Genomic DNA, 17,407 nt, shown 5'->3' with positions numbered 1-17,407 from the left:
CACCGTCCAGAGGTCCCACGTCGTGTTCGCCAACCTGTCCGACCGGCTCACCGCCTCCTTCAAGCAGCTGCGCGGCAAGGGCCGCCTCTCCGAGGCCGACATCGACTCCACGGTCTCGGAGATCCGGCGTGCGCTGCTCGAGGCGGACGTCGCGCTGCCGGTGGTGCGCGAGTTCACCGCCAACGTGCGCGAACGCGCGAAGGGTGCCGAGGTCTCCCAGGCGCTCAACCCCGCGCAGCAGGTCGTCAAGATCGTCAACGCCGAGCTGGTCGAGATCCTCGGCGGTCAGTCGCGCGATCTCACCTTCGCCAAGCACCCGCCGACCGTCATCATGCTGGCCGGTCTGCAAGGTGCCGGTAAGACCACCCTGGCGGGCAAGCTCGGCACCTGGCTCAAGGACCAGGGGCACACGCCGATGCTCGTGGCCTCCGACCTGCAGCGGCCGAACGCGGTCACCCAGCTCCAGGTGGTCGGCGAGCGGGCCGGTGTCCCGGTGTGGGCCCCGGAGCCGGGCAACGGCGTCGGTGACCCGGTGGCTGTGGCGCGCTCGGGCGTGCAGCAGGCCCGCGAGAAGATGCACTCGGTCGTGATCATCGACACGGCGGGACGCCTCGGTGTGGACGCCGAGATGATGCAGCAGGCCGTCGACGTACGCGACGCGACCGACCCGGACGAGATCCTGTTCGTCCTCGATGCGATGATCGGCCAGGACGCCGTCTCCACTGCCCAGGCCTTCGCCGACGGCGTCGGCTTCACCGGCGTGGTCCTGTCCAAGCTCGACGGCGACGCCCGCGGCGGCGCCGCCCTGTCCGTGCGCGGGGTGACCGGCAAGCCGGTGCTGTTCGCGTCGGTGGGGGAGAAGCTCACCGACTTCGAGCGCTTCCACCCGGACCGGATGGCCTCGCGCATCCTCGACATGGGCGACATGCTCACGCTCATCGAGCAGGCCGAGCGGACCTTCGACGCCGAGCAGGCCGAGGAGATGGCGAGCAAGCTCGCCGGCGACGGCGACTTCACGCTCCAGGACTTCCTCGCCCAGCTCGCCCAGCTGAAGAAGATGGGCTCGATGAAGAAGATGCTCGGCATGTTGCCGGGCATGGGCCAGATGCGCGACCAGCTCGAGAACTTCGACGAGCGGGAGATCAATCGCATCGAGGCGATCGTCCAGTCGATGACGCCGGCCGAACGCAACGACCCGAAGATCCTCAACGGCTCGCGCCGCCAACGCATCGCCCGCGGGTCCGGCACGACCGTGTCCGAGATCAACTCGCTCATGGAGCGGTTCGACCAGGCCAAGACGATGATGCGGCAGATGGCCCGGTCGGGCGGCAAGGGGATGCCCGGCATGGGAGGCGTTCCCGGGATGGGTGCCCTGCCCGGCGGCGGCAAGAAGTCCAAGGGCAAGATGGCCCCGCCGCCGAAGAAGAAGGGCAAGAAGGGCAAGTCGGGCAACCCCGCCAAGCGCGCCCAGCAGGAGCGGGAGGCCGCCCAGCTCGCCGCGCAGGCGCAGCAGGCCCCGCAGGGCTCCTCCTTCGGCCTCGGCCAGCAGGGTCAGTCGGTCGGCCAGCAGGAGCCGGACCTGGAGGACCTCGCCAAGTTCCTCCGGTGATCCGGTGAGTCAGGTGCTGCATCTGACCGGTCCGGTCATCGCCGACGGCTCAGAGGTTCTCGACGAGGTCTGGGTCCTCGACGGCAGGCTCTCGACGACTCCGCCGGCGGGAGCGGATGCGGCCCGCCGCATCGACGGGTGGGTGCTGCCGGGACTCGTCGACGTCCACTGCCACATCGGCCTCGGCCCCGACGGTGCCGTGACCGAACGTGAGGCCCTCGAGCAGGGCGCGGCCGACCGCGACGCCGGGACGCTGCTGGTCCGCGACGCCGGCTCGCCGATGGACAACCGCTGGGTGAAGGACCGCGCCGACATGCCCCGGCTCGTCCGGTGCGCGCGCCACCTCGCGCGGCCCAAGCGGTACCTGCGCCACTTCGCCCGCGAGCTCGACGACGTCGGCGACCTGCCCGAGGCCGTCGCCGAGGAAGCCCGCGCGGGCGATGGTTGGGTCAAGCTCGTCGCGGACTGGATCGACCGGTCCGCCGGGGCCGAGGCCGACCTGGCGCCGCTGTGGCCGGAGGAGGTCCTGCGTGAGGCGGTGGCTGCGGCGCACGAGAACGGCGCCCGGGTCACCGCGCACACGTTCTCTCACGAGGCGGTCGGCCCCTTGCTCGAGGCGGGGATCGACGCCCTGGAGCACGGGACAGGGATGGACGGCGACCAGATCGTCGAGGCCGCCCGTCGCGGTGTCGCCGTCACGCCGACCCTGCTGCAGGTGGCCAAGTTCGAGCAGTTCGCCGCACAGGCCGAGCCGAAGTACCCCGTGTACGCGGCACACATGCGGCGCATGCACGCCCGCCGCCACGAGCACGTGGCGCACCTGTACGAGGCCGGCGTGCCGCTCCTCATGGGCTCTGACGCCGGCGGCTACATCGAGCACGGCTCGCTGCCGGCGGAGCTGGCCGAGGTGGCACGGGCCGGCGTCCCCACCGCTGCCGTGGTGGCCGCCGCCTCGTGGGAAGGGCGGGCCTATCTCCGGGCCGACGGCATCGCCGACGGCGCGAGTGCCGACGTCGTCGTCTACGAGGCCGACCCGCGCCGGGACATCACCGTGCTCGAGCGTCCCAGCGCCGTCATCCTGCGCGGCCGGCTCATCTGACGTCGCCCCGGCGACCGGGGCCGGCCCGCCGACGGCGACCGGGCCGACCCGCCCCGGCCTGAGCCGGCCTGCGATCACGAACCCGATCCGTCTGGAATCCGGCCCGTCCGGGGCTTGTGTGCCGACTGGTTCTATGGTTCATTAGTCGAGTAATGAACCAAGGGACTAGGGAGGTCGCCGTGTTCGACGGTCCCGAGCCGATCTACCTGCAGATCGCCGAGCACCTGCGCCGGCAGGTTCTCGACGGCACGTTGCAGCCCGGGGACCACGTCATGTCGACCACCCAGTACGCCACTACCTACCGGATCAACCCCGCCACGGCCGCCAAGGCGTTCGGCCTGCTGGTGGACGAGGGCGTGCTCTACAAGCAGCGAGGACTAGGGATGTACGTCAGCGAAGGGGCCCGCGACCTGCTGCGCGAGCGCCGCCGCGCCGCGTTCTTCACCGACCGGCTGGACGCCGTACTGGACGAGGCACGCACGCTCGGTATCGGCCAGGACGAACTCATCGACCACGTGAGGAAGAGGTCTGCACAGTGACCACCACCGACCCGGCGCCGCCGCTGGCCGTCGACGTCCAGGACGTCGCCGTCCACTACGGCCGCACGCGGGCGCTCGACGGCGTCAGTCTCACCATCCCGCCCGGGGCCATCACCGGACTGCTGGGCCGCAACGGCTCGGGCAAGACCACCTTGCTCTCGCTGCTGGCGGCTCTGCGGCGGCCCACCCGAGGTCGCGTCCTCGTCGGTGGCAAGGACCCCTTCGATGACGAAGCCCTCATGGAGCAGATCTGCCTCGTACGCGAATCGGGCGATGTCCTCGCCGATGAGCCGCTGGCCGTGAACCTGCGGTATCTCGCCTCGGCGCGGCCCGCATGGGACGAGGAGCTGGCGGGCCGTCTCCTCGACCTGTTCGAGCTGCCGACCAAGACCGCCGTCAACAAGCTCTCCCGCGGCCAGCGTTCCGCCTTCGGCGTGATCGCCGGACTCGCCTCCCGTGCCCCGCTGACCATGCTCGACGAGGTCCACCTCGGCATGGACGCCCCCTCGCGCTACGCCTTCTACGACGTCCTGCTGGAGGACTACATCGCCCACCCACGCACCATCGTGCTCTCCACCCACCTCATCAGCGAGCTGGACAAGCTGCTCGAGCACGTCGTCGTCCTGCACCGCGGCACCGTCCTGCTGACCAGCGACGCCGACGACCTGCGCGCCCGCGGCGCCGCGGTCACCGGCCGCGCCGAGGAGGTCGACGCCGCCCTCTCCTCGGCCGGGGCCCTCACCGTCCTCGCCGAGCGTTCACTCGGCGGCACCAAGCAGGTCACCGTGATGGGCGAGGGCGGCGCCCTGCCGCGCAGCACCGTCGAAGGGCTGCGTGACGCCGGCCTCGAGATCGGACCGGTCGAACTCCAGGACCTGTTCGTGCACCTGACCGACACGCGCCGCCCCGCCGGCGCCGGCGCCGAGGACCACACCGGGAGGACCCGATGAGAGAGCACACCACCGGCGCAGACCTCACCGGATTGACCGCCGGCTCCATGCGGCTGGCCGGACGGCCTGACCCGAGCCTGCCCCAGTGGTGGCGCGCCGCCCGCTGGATGCTGGGCATGCAGCTCTACCTCGGTGTCTGGTTCTGGGGCGTCATCGTCTTTCTGTGGCTGGCGGCGGTGCTCATCCTGAGCCGCACACCGGTCGGCGTGCAGATCTCCTACCTGCAGTTCGCCGTGCACGGGGCCCTCTGGTTCCCGTTCGCCATGATGGTCACCGTCGTGGCGGCCATGCTCACCGTCCACGTCGCCACCGGCATGACGCGCCGCTCGTTCCTGCGTGCCGCCCTGCTGACGGCCGCCGCGGTCGGTCTCGCCTACGGGATCATCCTCGCGGCCGGGCTACTGGCCGAGTCGGCCGTGTACGCGGCGGTCGGCTGGGAGCACGCCCACGTCGTCGAGACCGGCGACGACGGGCCGATCACCGCACCGGCACCGTGGACCGGCGGGTTCGCCGTGGCCGCCCTCACATACGCGGTCCGCACCTTCAGCGGCGCCGTGGCCGGCCTCCTCGTCGGCATCACCTACTACCGCTTCGGCGGCTGGCGCGGCACCGCGCTGCTGCCGCTCACCGTGCTCCCGGCCCTGCTCAGCCAGGACGCGCTCGCCGGCCTGCTCGGGTCCTTCCTGGACCTACCCACGGCCGGTTACTCGCTGCTCGCCCTCGTCGTGCCGCTGGTCGGCACCCTCGCCTTCGCCCGGCTGACCCGATCCGTCCCCATCGCCACCTCCAGGAGCTGACCATGACCCGCCCCACCCGACCGGCCGACCCGGTCATCGAGATCTCCCACCTGCGCAAGACCTACGGGGAGAAGGTTGCCGTGGCCGACGTGAGCCTGACCGTCTCACGCGGCGAGATCTTCGGCATCCTCGGCCCCAACGGCGCCGGCAAGACCACCACCGTCGAGACGCTCGCCGGCCTGCGCCAGGCCGACGGCGGCACCGTCCGTGTCCTCGGAGCCGATCCGCAGTCCCACCCCGAGGCGATCCGCGACCGGCTGGGGATCCAGCTCCAGGAGTCCCGGCTGCCTGCCAAGATCCGGGCCCGCGAGGCGCTGGAGCTGTACGCCTCGTTCTACCGGGACCCCGCAGATCCGGCCGAGCTTCTGGCGATGCTCGGGCTGACGGACAAGGCCGAGACCGCGTTCAAGGACCTCTCGGGCGGTCAGCAGCAGCGCCTGTCCATCGCCCTGGCCCTCGTCGGCAACCCCGAGATCGCCGTCCTGGACGAGCTCACCACCGGGCTGGACCCGCAGGCGCGCCGGGACACCTGGGCGCTGATCGAGCGCGTCCGCGATTCCGGGGTGACGATCCTGCTCGTCACCCACTTCATGGACGAGGCGGAACGGCTCGCCGACCGCCTCGCCATCATCGACGACGGCCGCGTGGTGGCCGAGGGCACGCCCACCGAGCTCATCGCGGCCCGCGACGACCGGCGCACCTTCCGGATGCGGCTTCCCGAGCACACTCCCGCCGACGCCGTCGCCGCCGTCCGCGACCTGCCGCAGGTCGAGGCCATCACCCCGATCGGGGACGAGTACGAGGTGACCGGTGGTCACCGGGTGCTGCCCGACGTCGTCATCGCGCTCGCGCACCGCGACGTCGTCCCCGGCGAGATCCGTACCCTCACGCGGTCCCTCGAAGACGTCTTCGTCGAGGTGACCGGCGCCCCAGCCGAGAGCCAGGAGGTCCCCGCATGACTACGACAACCGCCCCCACGACGTCGGTTCCGCCCAGGAGCAGGCGCAGCGTCCTCGGCCCCGGGTTCGGTGCCCTCCTGCGCTCCGAGGTCCGACTGTTCCTGCGCGAGCCCGGGAACGTGTTCTTCGCCCTCGCCTTCCCCACCGTGCTCATCCTCGGCATGGGCTACCTCATCCCCGGTCTCGACGAGACGATCACCGACCCCGGGCCGCTCGAGGGGCTGCGGACCATCGTGGTGATGATCCCGCCCGTCCTCGCGACGGCGATGGCAGCTCCCGCGCTGACCACATTGCCGGCCGCGATGGCCACCTATCGTGAGCAGGGCGTGCTCAAGCGCCTGTCCACGACGCCGATGCGGCCGCAGGGTGTGCTCGTCGTCCAGGTGATCATCGGCGTCGTCGCCTTCGTCGTGGCCGCCGCACTGGCACTGGCGGTCTTCGCCGCAGCGTTCGACTGGGTCGCTCCGGACGAGCCGCTCATGGTCGTACTCTCCGTGGTGCTGGGGGCCGCCGCTGTCTTCGGTGTCGGCCTGCTCATCGCGGCGGTGGCCGCCAAGGCCTCGACGGCCAACGCGATCGGCATGCTCACCTACTTCCCGATGCTCTTCTTCGCGGGCCTGTGGACGCCGGGCCCGATCATGCCCGACGCCGTGCAGACCATCGGCAGCTACACCCCGCTCGGCGCGGCCAGCCAGGGCATCGAGGCGGCGTGGTTCGCCGGCGAGGTACCCGCGCGCCAGCTGGTCGTCATGGTGGTCTACATCGCCGTCCTCTACCCGCTCGCGGCGAAGCTGTTCCGCTGGCGCTGACGGGAGCGGCTCGACGTGGCCACGCGGCCGGTCACCGGAGGCCGGGCGGGCGGGACGTGTCGAAGCGCACGTCCCGCCCGCCCGGCGCCGTGTTGGGCCCAGCCCGGTGTTCTGGCAGAATGACCGGCTGTACTCAGCGCGTCCGGTCCCTCTCACCGGGCGAGGCTGTGTCCCGTGACCTCCGCGGCCCCGATGTCCCCACCCGGGCGCCGGCGAGGTCCGCCCCGAACGAACTCAGGAGTACCACCTCGTGGCAGTCAAGATCCGCCTCAAGCGCATGGGCAAGGTCCACGCGCCCTACTACCGCGTCGTCGTCATGGACTCGCGCAAGAAGCGCGACGGCAAGGCGATCGAGGAGATCGGCAAGTACCACCCGACCGATGAGCCGTCGTTCATCGACATCGACTCCGACCGTGCCCAGTACTGGCTCTCCGTCGGCGCCCAGCCCACCGAGCAGGTCGCGGCACTGCTGAAGGTCACCGGCGACTGGCAGAAGTTCAAGGGCATCGACGGCGCCACCTCGCGCCTGCGCACCAAGGACACCGCGGCCGCAGAGGAGGTCCGGTCCGCGGCGGTCAAGGCGGCCGAGGAGGAGGCCGAGCTCCGCAAGGCGAAGGCCGCTGAGGCCTCCGCCCAGACCGAGGAGCCCGCCGCCGAGCAGGCCGACGAAGGCGCCGCCGGCTCCGACGAGGCGCCGGAGCCCGCGGAGGAGACGAAGCCCACCGAGGAATCCTGAGGTGCTGGCCGACGCGCTCGAGCACCTCGTCCGAGGCATTGTCGACAACCCCGACGAGGTCCGGGTGAACACCCGCTCGTTGCGGCGGGGCGAGCTGCTCGAGGTGCGCGTGCATCCCGACGACCTGGGCCGGGTGATCGGACGGTCCGGACGCACCGCCCGGGCGCTACGCACCGTCATCGGCGCCCTGTCCACCTCGGGGCCGGTCCGGGTCGACGTCGTGGACACCGACCGCAACTGACGTGCTGCTGACCGTCGCCGTCGTCGGCGCCCCGCACGGGCTGCGTGGCGAGGTCCGTCTCGATGTCCGTACGGACGAACCGGCCCGCCGGCTCGCCGTCGGCAGGAGCCTGGAGACGGACCCCGCCGACGCCGGACCCCTCACCGTGGCCCGGACCCGCACCCACCAGGGCGTCACCTACGTGCTCTTCGCCGAGGCTCGCGACCGCACCGCTGCCGAGGCGTTGCGCGGGATCCGTCTCGTGGTCGAGACGGACGAGGAGGAGGCCGCCGACGAACCGGGCGCCGACGACGCGTGGTACCCGCACGAACTCGTCGGTCTGCGCGCCGTCCACACCGACGGCCGGGACCTGGGTGAGGTGATCGAGGTCGAGCACCTGCCGGCGCACGACGTCCTCGTCGTGGCGGCACCGGACGAGGGCGAGCCGACCGGGCCGGAGGCGACGGCAGAGGTACGCGTCCCGTTCGTCACCGCGCTCGTCCCCACGGTCGACCTCGAGGCCGGCACCGTCACCCTCGACCCGCCGCACGGTCTGTTCCCCGGGGACCCGGCCGACGTCGCTGACGGCGAGGACGGGCCCGACGACGGCGGTCCTACCGCCCGGACCGGGGAAAGGAACGGCTGAGGTGCGCATCGACGTCGTCTCGATCTTTCCTGAGTACCTCGACGCCCTCGACCTGTCCCTGGTGGGCAAGGCCCGCCGCGACGGACTGCTCGACCTGCGAATGCACGACCTACGCGCATGGACGAGCGACCGTCACCGCACCGTCGACGACACTCCGTTCGGTGGCGGAGCCGGCATGGTGATGCGTCCCGACGTGTGGGGCCGCGCCCTCGACGACGTCCTCGGACCGGACGTCCTGACCGGTGAGTCCACGGGCCGCACCGTGCTTCTGGTGCCCACGCCGTCCGGGGAACGGCTGACCCAGCGCCTGGTCGAGGACCTCGCCCGGGCCGACCGGCTCGTCCTCGCGTGCGGGCGCTACGAGGGCATCGACGCCCGCGTCGCCGAGCACTACACCGAGGACGTCGAGACCGTCGAGGTCCGCGAGATCTCCCTCGGTGACTATGTCCTCAACGGGGGAGAGGTGGCCGCCCTCGTCGTCGTCGAGGCCGTCGCGCGCCTCCTGCCGGGGGTCCTCGGCAATCCCGAGTCGCTCACCGAGGAATCGCACGGCCGCGGCGAGGGCGGCGCCCTGCTCGAGTACCCCGTCTACACCAAACCGGCCGAATGGTCCGGTCGCCGCGCCCCCGAAGTGCTCCTGTCCGGGCATCACGGCAACGTCGCCCGCTGGCGGCGTGACCAGGCACTCGAGCGAACGGTCCGGCGCCGTCCCGACATGATCTCCGCCCTCGACCCGCAGGAGCTGGACCGCGCTGACCGCGCGATCCTCGCCCGGCACGGCTGGTTCGTACCCGCGGGCGCGTCGGCCCCCGTCCCGGTGCGGATCCGGCCCGGCCGGCCGGACGAAGCCCAGGCGCTGTCGGATCTGGCCGCGGCGACCTTCCCGCTGGCGTGCCCGCCCGAGCTCGGTGCGGACGACATCACCGCCTTCATCGCCGAACACCTCAGCCCTGCGCGGACCACCGTGTACCTCACCGATACCGACCACTACCGCGTCCAGGTGGCGCAGGCACCCTCCGGCCTCGTCGGGTACACCCTCGTGGTGCTCCCCCGGACCCCGGACGAGCCTCCGTACGCCGACGACGTCGCCGCGCTCGTGCCTGACCGCCCGGCCGCCGAGCTCAGCAAGTGCTACGTCTACCCGGAGTACCAGGGCACCGGCGTGGCCGGCGCGCTCCTCGGCGCCGCTGCGGCGCAGGCCGCCGCCGTGCAGATCGACGGACAGCCGCTCCGGACGCTGTGGTTGGGGACCAACGCGGACAACTGGCGCGCGCAGGCGAGCTATCGCAAGCAGGGATTCGCCACCGCCGGGCCGCGCACCTTTCGCGTCGGCGACCAGCTCATGGACGACGTCGTCATGGTCCTCGACCTCACCTCGCACCGCGACGACGTGCGGCAGACCACACCGCCGCCGCACGGCCGGAGCTAGCCCGCCACCTGCCGCTGTGGCAGACTGAGGCGGCGCGCGTCGCCTTCATGCCGTCGGACCTGCCACAGGGGGCCACGGACCGCAGACGCCGTCATCGAACCAGCCGGCAGCCGATCGGGCTGCCCTGAGGATCGCGCGTGACCTGTGGCACGGGCGGGAAGAGACCACCATGCAGACCCTGGACACCGTCGACGCCGCCTCGCTGCGGGACGACATCCCGGAGTTCCGCGCCGGCGACACCCTGAAGGTCAACGTCAAGGTCGTCGAAGGCAACCGCTCCCGCGTCCAGGCCTTCCAGGGTGTGGTGATCGCTCGCTCCGGCTCCGGTGTGCGCGAGAGCTTCAAGATCCGCAAGGTCAGCTTCGGCGTGGGCGTCGAGCGCACCTTCCCGCTGCACTCGCCGGTGATCGACTCCATCGAGGTCGTCAGCCGCGGCGACGTGCGCCGCGCAAAGCTCTACTACCTGCGTGACCTGCGCGGCAAGAAGGCCCGCATCCGCGAGAAGCGCGACCAGAGCGCCCGCTGAGTCGAGTGCCCGGCCTCGGGCGGGTTCACGATCCGGCAGGTCGGGCGGATGACCTGGCCCGCTTGTTAGGGTTCGGTCAGGTCTGTCGCACCCCGCACGTGCGGGCCCGCCTGGCAGAACGCGTGCCCGAGGGGAGCAGGATCTCGTGACCACCGACAGCGGCCGCCGCCGCGAGCAGCCGGCGGAGGGCGTGGAGGCCGGCCCTGGGCCCCAGGAGCCGATGCCTCCCAGCTACCCGCCTGAGCAGCAGTCCGCGAGGCCCGAGGCACCGAAGCGGCGGGGTGGCTGGTTCCGCGAGATGGTGACCGTGATGGTCTCCGCCCTGGTGCTCTCGGTGGTCATCAAGACCTTCCTCGCGCAGGCGTTCTACATCCCGTCCGGGTCGATGGAGAACACGCTCGAGCTCGGCGACCGTGTCATGGTGAGCAAGCTCGCCCCCGGACCGTTCGATCTCGAGCGGGGAGACATCGTCGTGTTCGTCGACCCCGGCGACTGGCTCGGCGAGGTCCCGGAGGACAACCGCTCGCCGTGGCAGCAGACGGCGGCCGACGTCCTCACCTGGATCGGGCTGCTGCCGCAGGACGCCGGCCACCACCTCATCAAGCGGGTCATCGGGCTACCGGGCGACCACGTCGAGTGCTGCGACGACCAGGGGCGCCTGCTCGTCAACGGCGAGCCTGTCGACGAGCCGTACCTCTACCCGGGCGCCGAGCCGAGCGAGACGTCCTTCGAGGTCACCGTCCCGGAGGACCGGGTCTGGGTCATGGGCGACAACCGCGGCAACTCGGCGGACTCCCGAGCACACATGGGCGAGCCCGGCGGCGGGACCATCCCGATGGAGAACATCGTCGGCCGCGCGTTCGTCTTGCTCTGGCCGGCCGACCGGATCACACTGCTGAACAACCCTGAGGAGACGTTCGCCGACGTGCCGGAGCCCGAGTGACGCCCCAGATGACCCGACGGCGCAAACGGCCCAAACCGTCCCGCACGGTGGAGACCGCCATGCTCGCCGAGCTGGCCGAGGGGTCGTGCGTCGCCGGCATGGACGAGGTCGGCCGCGGGGCCCTGGCCGGGCCGGTCAGTGTCGGCGTCGCCGTCGTCGACGCCACCACCTCACGGCGAATGCCCCGCGGTCTCGCGGATTCCAAGCTGCTGACCGCCCAGGCCCGGGAGGCACTCGTCGCCCCCGTCCGCGCCTGGTGCGTCGCCGGGGGAGTTGGTCACGCGAGTCCGGCGGAGATCGACGAGTTCGGCATCATGGCCGCACTGCGGCTCGCGGGCCGGCGGGCGCTCGCCGGCCTCGCCGCCCAGGGGCTACGTCCGGGACTGGTCCTGCTCGACGGCAACCACGACTGGCTGGCCCCGCCGGTGCAGACGGATCTGTTCACCCCCGAGCCGCCGGAGGTTCCGGTGCCCGGTACCGACGAGATCGTGCCGGTCCCGCCGGTGCGGACCCAGATCAAGGCCGATGCCCGGTGCGCGGTCGTGGCCGCGGCCAGTGTGCTCGCCAAGGTCGAGCGTGACGCGATGATGGTCGCGCACGCGCCGAACCACCCGCAGTACCGCTGGGAGGGGAACAAGGGGTACTCCGCACCCGAGCACCTCGCCGCATTGCGTGAGCACGGCCCCTGTGAACTGCATCGTCGTTCGTGGCGACTGCCCGGACAGGGCGATCCGGTCACCGACGACATGGCCTTCGCGGACAAGGCCTTCGCGGCGGAGGAGTACGCGGACGGCCAGTCCCCGGATGCCACCGAGGATGCTGAGCAGGATGGGGCGCGGGACGTCGCGCCGACCGCCGGGTGGGCACGTCACCGGTCCGTCGGGGCATGATGGCCCCGTGAGCGCGGAGGATCTGGAGAACTACGAGACCGAGCTGGAGCTCGACCTGTATCGCGAGTACCGCGACGTGGTCGGGCTCTTCGCGTACGTGGTCGAGACGGAGCGCCGCTTCTACCTCGCCAACCACGTGGACGTGCAGGCCCGCCACGACGGCGGGGAGGTGTTCTTCGAACTCACCCTCACCGACGCCTGGGTGTGGGATGTCTACCGGTCCGCGCGCTTCGTCAAGTCCGTGCGCGTCGTCACCTTCAAGGACGTCAACATCGAGGAACTCGCCAAACGCGAGATCGAGGTGCCGTGAGTTCCACAGCCAGCGGCTGAACTGCCGGGGCGTCCACAGGTGACGCCGGCCCTGTGACCCGCCGGGGCTCGCCCGCGCCAAGGTGAGCGCGGAGGTGGTTGCCCGTGCAGGCGAAAGACGCCGTCGGCAAGTACGGCGAACGGGTGGTGGCGCGCGACCTCGCCGCCCGCGGCTGGGAGGTTCTCGACCGCAACTGGCGGTGCCCGCACGGCGAACTGGATGTCGTCGCCCGCGAGCCGGCGACGGACACGGTGGTCTTCGTCGAGGTCAAGACCCGCCGATCCACGGCCTACGGCCACCCGGCCGAGGCGATCACGCGGACCAAGCTCGGCCGGCTACGCCGCCTGGCCTTCGCCTGGCTCGCCGCTCACGACCGTCGTGCCGCTGCCGTGCGGATCGATGTCGCCGCCGTGCTCGTGCCACGGTCCGGCGCCGCCCGTGTCGAGTACGTCCGGGCGGTGGGCTGATGGGACTGGGACGGACGTGGACGGTGAGTCTGCTCGGCCTCGTCGGCCATCTCGTGGAGGTCGAGGCGCACAAGTCCTCGGGCCTGCCGGCGTTCGCACTCGTGGGTCTGCCGGACACCGCGGTCAACGAGGCACGCGAGCGCGTCCGGGCCGCCGTGACCAGCTCCTCGGTCGCGTGGCCGAACGACCGGATGACGGTCAACCTCTCGCCCGCGTCGCTGCCCAAGACCGGGACGGGCCTCGACCTCGCGCTCGCAGTCGCGGTGCTCGTCGCGGCCGGCCTGCCGGCGCAGGAGCGTGCCGCGCGGACGGTCCACCTCGGTGAACTCGGTCTCGACGGCCGGCTGCACCCGGTGCGCGGGATCCTCCCGGCCGTCTCGGCCGCGGTGGGTGCCGGGAGGACGGAGGTCGTCGTGCCCGCCGAGAACGCGGCCGAGGCGCGTCTTGTGCCCGGTGCGCAGGTCCGGCCGGTCGAGCACCTCGCGGACCTCATCGTGGACTACGGCGGCGAGGCACGGCGTCCGGACGGCGCCGCCCCGGAGCCGCCGCCCAGCCCGCCGCCCCCGGAACCCGGCGTATGTCCGGACCTCAAGGACGTGCGGGGACAGGACGAGGCGCGCTTCGCCCTCGAGGTCGCCGCCGCCGGCGGGCACCACCTCTTCCTGCTCGGGGCACCCGGCACCGGCAAGTCCATGCTGGCGGCCCGGCTGCCCGGTCTGCTGCCCGACCTGCCCGAGCCGGACGCCGTCGAGGTCTCGGCCGTCCACAGCGTTGCCGGCACGCTCGACGCCGCGGCCGGCCTGCTGCGCCGCCCGCCTTTCGAGGACCCGCACCACACCGCGACCGCTGCCGCCGTCGTCGGCGGAGGGACCGGATTTCCCCGGCCCGGCGCGGTCAGCCGTGCCCACCGCGGCGTGCTGCTGCTCGACGAGGCGCCGGAGTTCCAGCCCCGGGTGCTGCAGACCCTGCGCCAACCCCTTGAGCACGGGGAGCTGGTGCTGCAGCGGGCGAGCGGGAGTGCTCGTTACCCCGCGCGGTTCCAGCTTGTGCTCGCAGCCAACCCCTGCCCCTGCGGCAAGGCGATCGGCAAAGGGCGGGCGTGCCGCTGCACCCCGTTGGAACGACGTCGCTATCTCGGCCGGCTGAGCGGTCCGTTGCTGGACCGGATCGACATCCAGGTCGACGTCCCGCCCGTGACGCGTGCTTCCCTGGCGCTCGCGGAGGACGCCGAGTCCTCGGCCGCCGTCGCCGAGCGGGTGGCTGCCGCGCGCGAGCGCCAGCACCACCGTCTCGCCGGGACCGGCTGGCGCACCAACGCCGAGGTCCCGGGTTCCTGGTTGCGCAGTGACGACGGCGGCTTGCCCACGGATGTCCGGGTGAGCCTCGAGCGGGCCCTGGACCGCGGAGCGCTGAGCATGCGAGGCGTCGACCGGGTGCTCCGCGTGGCGTGGACACTCGCGGATCTGGCCGGGCAGGAGCGGCCCACCGTCACCGATGTCGGGACGGCGCTCGCCCTTCGGACGCGGGGGAGCACCGATGCGTAAGCTGCCCTTCGACGCCTCGGACGACCGTCTGGCCGCAGCGGCCTGGAGCCGTCTCGTCGAGGCGCCGGACCCGGCGGCCGGCGCGCTTCTTGCGCGGCTCGGAGCCGGCCCCGCGCTGGAGTGGCTGTCCGCCGTCGCATCCGGGACGGCGGACGCCGCAGACCGGCACTGGCAGCAGGCCGTGGGCCGATGGGCGCCGCGGCTGGAGACCCTCGACATCCGCCGGGAGCTCGACGTCCTCGACCGGCTCGACGGCCACCTGGTCGTGCCCGGGGACGACGCCTGGCCCGCGCCGCTGGCCGACCTCGGCGAGCAGGCGCCCCCGTGCCTGTGGGTCCGCGGTGACGTCGCAGCACTCGCAGCCCCGAGCGTGGCGATCGTTGGGGCACGGGCCTCGACCGCCTACGGGAACACGGTGGCCGCCGAGCTCGGCGCCGGCGTGGCGGAGTCCCGCCGCAGCGTTGTCTCCGGCGGCGCCTATGGGATCGACGCGGCCGCCCACCGCGGCGCACTGGCGGTCGGCGGGGTGACGACGGCGCTACTGGCCGGTGGCGTCGACCGCCTGTACCCGGCGGGGAACGCGGGGCTGCTCGAGGAGGCCGCCGAAGCCGGAGCACTGGTGTCCGAGGTGCCGCCCGGCTCGGTCCCTACCCGCAACAGGTTCCTCGCGCGCAACCGGCTCATCGCGGCACTTGCCGGCGCGACGGTCGTGGTCGAGGCCGCGTGGCGGTCCGGCGCCCTGAGCACCGCGGGGCACGCCGCGGCCCTGTCCCGGCCGCTCGGCGCCGTGCCCGGACCGGTCTCGTCGATGGCGTCCGCGGGCTGTCACCGGCTCCTCCGTGAGTACGGGGCCGTGTGCGTCACCGACACGGACGAGGTCCTCGACCTGGCGGGAGCGGTGGGGGAGCACCTCGCGCCGCAGCGGCCGAGCGCGCCGGGCCTGCTCGACGATCTCGATCCGCTGGCGGCGCGGGTCCTCGACGCGCTGCCCGCGCGAGCGGCCGCGGCAGCACCGAACCTCGCCCGGGCGGCCGGCCTGGCACTCGCCGAGGTGCGCTCCGCGCTCGGGACCCTCGAACTCGCCGGACGGGTCGAACGGTCCTCGGCAGGCTGGCGGCGGGCCCCGGCCGACCGGCCGTCGCGGCAAGCAGAGTGAGCCGCGTCACGCCAGCCGGCCGGATGAACCCCAGGACGCCTACGACGGTGACCTCGGACGGAACGCGCTCAACAACGGCGGTGACTCGGTGGCCATCCCCAGTCCGGACCCGGCACGCGTGCTACGCGACCGGTACGGGCACCGACACCCCACCGGCGTACGGTGAGGGTCGTGAGCACCGGCGAGGAGCGGGAGCGCGAGGACGAGGTCCTCGACGCCTTCGCGCGCCACCTCGACCTGCAACGCAATCTCAGCGGACACACCGTGCGCGCCTATCTGGGCGACGTCGCCTCGCTGCTCGAGCACTGCCGCGAGGTCGGCGTGAGGCTGCATGAGGTGGACATCACCGTGCTACGCGGATGGCTGCTCGCCCAGCAACGGCGCGGCATGGCCCGCTCGTCCCTGGCCCGGCGGGTCGCCGCGGTGCGCACGTTCTCAGCCTGGGCGGCACGTGCCGGTCATCTGCCGGCCGACGTCGGTGCCCGGCTGCGTAGTCCCCGGCCGGACCGGCACCTGCCCGTGGTGCTCGACGTGCCGGACGCCGGCCGACTGCTCGACGCCGCCCGTGAGCGTGCCGACGAGGACGAACCGGCCGGTCTGCGCGACTGGGCCGCACTGGAGCTGCTGTACGCCTCGGGCGTGCGGGTGAGCGAGCTCGTCGGCATCGACATCGGTGACGTCGACCTGGCCGAACGGACCGTGCGGGTGACCGGCAAGGGGGACAAGCAGCGGGTGGTGCCTTTCGGTGTGCCCGCGGGGCGGGCGCTGACCGCCTGGCTCGACCGTGGCCGGCCACGGCTCGTGGGACCGCGCACCGGCCGCGCGCTGTTCCTCGGAGTCCGCGGCGGCCGCCTGGACCCTCGGACCTTGCGAGGCCAGGTGCACCGGCTCGCGGCGCAGGCCGGAGTCGCCGACCTCGCACCGCACGGCCTGCGCCACTCGGCCGCGACCCACCTCCTGGCCGGCGGCTCGGACCTGCGCACCGTGCAGGAGGTGCTGGGGCACGCCTCGCTCTCGACCACGCAGCGCTACACCCACGTCACACCCGAGCGGCTGCGAGCGGCCTACACCCAGGCTCACCCACGGGCCTGAGCTGCGGCCTCCGCGGCTCGTGTCACCCACGCCGGCTCGGTGCCGTACCGCTGGGACTTGACGATCTGGCCGTTCGCCGAGTCCTCGACGAGCTGAGACATCCGCCTCTGGCGGGTGGCCTCCTGCTTCGCGGACAGCACCCAGCGGACGCAGATCTTCTTGTAGGACGCCGTCGCGATCTGCCAGAAGGCTGTCGCGGCCGGTGAGGCCGCCAGCGATGCGGCGTACTCCGGCGGGAAGTCGAGCGGATCCTGCTCGTAGCTGTAGACACCCGACCTCTCATCTTTCCGGCGCTGATACGCAGCGAGACCCGCGGGCCGCATCCGCCCCTCGGCGATGAGACGTTCGGCGATCTCGATGTTGACCCGGCTCCAGGTGCTGCCCGCCCGGCGCGGCGTCCAGCGCTGGCGCCGCGAGAGCGGGCCGTGCTTGTACGAGACGGAGTCGATCCAGCCGAAGCACAGAGCTTCGGGTACGGCCTGCGCCCAGGTCATGCCGCGCTCCGGGTGTGCCCTGTTGCGGAGTTCGACCCACAGCTCGGTGGCCGTGGCATGGTGGCGCTCCAGCCACTCACGGAACTCGGCCGGGGTGGCGAAGTGCACCACCTCGGGATCCGGGTCGGAGCTCGTCATGCGCCGAGTCTGTCACCACCGGCTGACAGGAGGTGGCCGTACGGACACCTCGCA

Annotated in this window: 20 protein-coding genes; 19 read left to right on the top strand and 1 reads right to left on the bottom strand. The window is 72.4% G+C overall.

Annotated features, from left to right (window positions below; translation table 11 throughout):
• The first annotated feature begins 22 nt into the window (after window positions 1-22).
• The 19 genes from ffh to ACFSE6_RS16180 all read left to right on the top strand — a co-directional run bounded on the left by ffh (window position 23) and on the right by ACFSE6_RS16180 (window position 16,721).
• A complete protein-coding gene (gene ffh, locus ACFSE6_RS16275) occupies window positions 23-1,609 on the top strand; it encodes a signal recognition particle protein (RefSeq protein ID WP_388009608.1) in 1,587 nt (528 codons plus the stop codon).
• 4 nt (window positions 1,610-1,613) lie between these two features.
• Window positions 1,614-2,708 carry an amidohydrolase family protein gene (locus tag ACFSE6_RS16270; protein ID WP_388009605.1) on the top strand — a complete coding sequence of 365 codons (1,095 nt, stop codon included), beginning with the start codon at window positions 1,614-1,616 and terminating at the stop codon, window positions 2,706-2,708.
• 179 nt (window positions 2,709-2,887) lie between these two features.
• On the top strand, window positions 2,888-3,247 hold the full coding sequence (locus ACFSE6_RS16265; RefSeq protein ID WP_388009602.1) for a GntR family transcriptional regulator: 360 nt from the start codon (window positions 2,888-2,890) through the stop codon (window positions 3,245-3,247).
• On the top strand, window positions 3,244-4,197 hold the full coding sequence (locus ACFSE6_RS16260) for an ATP-binding cassette domain-containing protein (protein ID WP_388009599.1): 954 nt from the start codon (window positions 3,244-3,246) through the stop codon (window positions 4,195-4,197). The genes ACFSE6_RS16265 and ACFSE6_RS16260 overlap by 4 nt, the downstream gene beginning before the upstream one ends.
• A complete protein-coding gene (locus ACFSE6_RS16255; RefSeq protein WP_388009596.1) occupies window positions 4,194-4,994 on the top strand; it encodes a hypothetical protein in 801 nt (266 codons plus the stop codon). Before ACFSE6_RS16260 ends, ACFSE6_RS16255 begins: the two co-directional genes overlap by 4 nt.
• Before the next feature lie 2 nt (window positions 4,995-4,996).
• Window positions 4,997-5,953, top strand: coding sequence for an ABC transporter ATP-binding protein (locus ACFSE6_RS16250; RefSeq protein WP_388009593.1), 957 nt, complete (start codon window positions 4,997-4,999; stop codon window positions 5,951-5,953).
• A complete protein-coding gene (locus tag ACFSE6_RS16245) occupies window positions 5,950-6,762 on the top strand; it encodes an ABC transporter permease (RefSeq protein ID WP_388009590.1) in 813 nt (270 codons plus the stop codon). Before ACFSE6_RS16250 ends, ACFSE6_RS16245 begins: the two co-directional genes overlap by 4 nt.
• Before the next feature lie 250 nt (window positions 6,763-7,012).
• Window positions 7,013-7,498, top strand: a complete 486-nt coding sequence (gene rpsP, locus ACFSE6_RS16240) for a 30S ribosomal protein S16 (RefSeq protein ID WP_388009587.1) — start codon at window positions 7,013-7,015, stop codon at window positions 7,496-7,498.
• Between the two features lies 1 nt (window position 7,499).
• A complete protein-coding gene (locus ACFSE6_RS16235) occupies window positions 7,500-7,739 on the top strand; it encodes an RNA-binding protein (RefSeq protein WP_388009584.1) in 240 nt (79 codons plus the stop codon).
• Window position 7,740: 1 nt separating this feature from the next.
• Complete coding sequence (gene rimM / locus ACFSE6_RS16230; protein WP_388009581.1) at window positions 7,741-8,364, top strand: ribosome maturation factor RimM; 624 nt, start codon at window positions 7,741-7,743, stop codon at window positions 8,362-8,364.
• A 1-nt stretch (window position 8,365) separates the two neighbouring features.
• A complete protein-coding gene (gene trmD / locus ACFSE6_RS18990) occupies window positions 8,366-9,793 on the top strand; it encodes a tRNA (guanosine(37)-N1)-methyltransferase TrmD (RefSeq protein ID WP_465254173.1) in 1,428 nt (475 codons plus the stop codon).
• Between the two features lie 169 nt (window positions 9,794-9,962).
• Window positions 9,963-10,319 (top strand): 50S ribosomal protein L19, encoded by a 357-nt coding sequence (gene rplS / locus ACFSE6_RS16215; protein ID WP_388009575.1) that lies wholly within the window; start codon window positions 9,963-9,965, stop codon window positions 10,317-10,319.
• 145 nt (window positions 10,320-10,464) lie between these two features.
• Complete coding sequence (lepB, locus tag ACFSE6_RS16210) at window positions 10,465-11,262, top strand: signal peptidase I (RefSeq protein WP_388009572.1); 798 nt, start codon at window positions 10,465-10,467, stop codon at window positions 11,260-11,262.
• On the top strand, window positions 11,259-12,152 hold the full coding sequence (locus tag ACFSE6_RS16205; protein WP_388009569.1) for a ribonuclease HII: 894 nt from the start codon (window positions 11,259-11,261) through the stop codon (window positions 12,150-12,152). The genes lepB and ACFSE6_RS16205 overlap by 4 nt, the downstream gene beginning before the upstream one ends.
• A gap of 7 nt (window positions 12,153-12,159) precedes the next feature.
• Window positions 12,160-12,462 carry a DUF2469 domain-containing protein gene (locus ACFSE6_RS16200; protein WP_388009566.1) on the top strand — a complete coding sequence of 101 codons (303 nt, stop codon included), beginning with the start codon at window positions 12,160-12,162 and terminating at the stop codon, window positions 12,460-12,462.
• A gap of 104 nt (window positions 12,463-12,566) precedes the next feature.
• Window positions 12,567-12,929 (top strand): YraN family protein, encoded by a 363-nt coding sequence (locus ACFSE6_RS16195; protein ID WP_388009563.1) that lies wholly within the window; start codon window positions 12,567-12,569, stop codon window positions 12,927-12,929.
• Window positions 12,929-14,473, top strand: coding sequence for a YifB family Mg chelatase-like AAA ATPase (locus ACFSE6_RS16190; protein WP_388009560.1), 1,545 nt, complete (start codon window positions 12,929-12,931; stop codon window positions 14,471-14,473). Before ACFSE6_RS16195 ends, ACFSE6_RS16190 begins: the two co-directional genes overlap by 1 nt.
• Entirely contained in the window at window positions 14,466-15,629 is a 1,164-nt protein-coding gene (gene dprA / locus ACFSE6_RS16185; RefSeq protein ID WP_388009557.1) for a DNA-processing protein DprA, read from the top strand. Before ACFSE6_RS16190 ends, dprA begins: the two co-directional genes overlap by 8 nt.
• Window positions 15,630-15,791: 162 nt before the next feature.
• The gene (locus ACFSE6_RS16180; protein WP_465254172.1) at window positions 15,792-16,721 is read left to right on the top strand and encodes a tyrosine recombinase XerC; all 930 of its coding nucleotides are present in this window, start codon (window positions 15,792-15,794) and stop codon (window positions 16,719-16,721) included.
• Here ACFSE6_RS16180 and ACFSE6_RS16175 read toward each other — a convergent pair.
• The gene (locus ACFSE6_RS16175; protein WP_388009551.1) at window positions 16,706-17,353 is read right to left on the bottom strand and encodes a YdeI/OmpD-associated family protein; all 648 of its coding nucleotides are present in this window, start codon (window positions 17,351-17,353) and stop codon (window positions 16,706-16,708) included. The two genes, ACFSE6_RS16180 and ACFSE6_RS16175, sit on opposite strands and share 16 nt — an antisense overlap.
• Between the last annotated feature and the right edge of the window lie 54 nt (window positions 17,354-17,407).

This window comes from Georgenia deserti, from assembly GCF_042680605.1.
Lineage (GTDB): Bacteria > Actinomycetota > Actinomycetes > Actinomycetales > Actinomycetaceae > Allobogoriella > Allobogoriella deserti.
The sequence above is the reverse complement of the archived record's forward strand: the minus strand, read 5'-3'. Positions and strand labels throughout refer to the sequence as shown.

Coding starts and splice junctions, on each gene's coding strand:
- rplS (WP_388009575.1), top strand. CDS start 9,963: ATGCAGACCCTGGACACCGTCGACGCCGCCTCGCTGCGGGACGACATC.
- dprA (WP_388009557.1), top strand. CDS start 14,466: ATGCGTAAGCTGCCCTTCGACGCCTCGGACGACCGTCTGGCCGCAGCG.
- ACFSE6_RS16190 (WP_388009560.1), top strand. CDS start 12,929: ATGGGACTGGGACGGACGTGGACGGTGAGTCTGCTCGGCCTCGTCGGC.
- ACFSE6_RS16245 (WP_388009590.1), top strand. CDS start 5,950: ATGACTACGACAACCGCCCCCACGACGTCGGTTCCGCCCAGGAGCAGG.
- ACFSE6_RS16255 (WP_388009596.1), top strand. CDS start 4,194: ATGAGAGAGCACACCACCGGCGCAGACCTCACCGGATTGACCGCCGGC.
- ACFSE6_RS16175 (WP_388009551.1), bottom strand. CDS start 17,353: ATGACGAGCTCCGACCCGGATCCCGAGGTGGTGCACTTCGCCACCCCG.
- ACFSE6_RS16250 (WP_388009593.1), top strand. CDS start 4,997: ATGACCCGCCCCACCCGACCGGCCGACCCGGTCATCGAGATCTCCCAC.